A 1,013-nucleotide genomic window follows, 5' to 3' on the forward strand; every position below is an offset into this window, starting at 1 on the left:
GCTGCAATCACTACCGTACTGGCTAAGACCTACGGCGGTGCTGCTCGCGCATTCGACCAGATCGATAACGCGCCGGAAGAAAAAGCTCGTGGTATCACCATCAACACCTCTCACGTTGAATATGACACCCCGACTCGCCACTACGCGCACGTAGACTGCCCGGGCCACGCCGACTATGTTAAAAACATGATCACCGGTGCTGCGCAGATGGACGGCGCGATCCTGGTTGTTGCTGCGACTGACGGCCCGATGCCGCAGACCCGTGAGCACATCCTGCTGGGTCGTCAGGTTGGCGTTCCGTTCATCATCGTGTTCCTGAACAAATGCGACATGGTTGATGACGAAGAGCTGCTGGAACTGGTTGAGATGGAAGTGCGTGAGCTGCTGTCTCAGTACGATTTCCCGGGCGACGACACCCCGATCGTTCGCGGTTCCGCGCTGAAAGCGCTGGAAGGCGAAGCTGAGTGGGAAGAGAAAATCATCGAGCTGGCTGGCCACCTGGATTCCTACATCCCGGAACCAGAGCGCGCGATTGACAAGCCTTTCCTGCTGCCGATCGAAGACGTATTCTCCATCTCCGGTCGTGGTACCGTTGTTACCGGTCGTGTAGAGCGCGGTATCATCAAAGTTGGTGAAGAAGTTGAAATCGTTGGTATCAAAGACACCGCGAAATCTACCTGTACCGGCGTTGAAATGTTCCGCAAACTGCTGGACGAAGGCCGTGCTGGTGAGAACGTTGGTGTTCTGCTGCGTGGTATCAAACGTGAAGAGATCGAACGTGGTCAGGTACTGGCTAAGCCGGGTTCCATCAAGCCGCACACCAAATTCGAATCTGAAGTGTACATTCTGTCCAAAGACGAAGGCGGCCGTCACACTCCGTTCTTCAAAGGCTACCGTCCGCAGTTCTACTTCCGTACAACTGACGTGACTGGCACCATCGAACTGCCGGAAGGCGTTGAGATGGTAATGCCGGGCGACAACATCAAAATGGTTGTTACCCTGATTCACCCGAT

Annotated in this window: 1 protein-coding gene; it reads left to right on the plus strand. The window is 55.1% G+C overall.

Features of this window, described 5'->3' with window-relative positions:
* Nucleotides 1-1,013: elongation factor Tu (gene tuf, locus PU683_RS22060; protein ID WP_277174657.1), on the plus strand; the 1,013-nt coding region annotated here is incomplete at both ends.

This window comes from Candidatus Kosakonia sp. 282A-S69 (assembly GCF_029433855.1).
GTDB classification, from domain to species: Bacteria; Pseudomonadota; Gammaproteobacteria; order Enterobacterales; family Enterobacteriaceae; genus Kosakonia; species Kosakonia cowanii_A.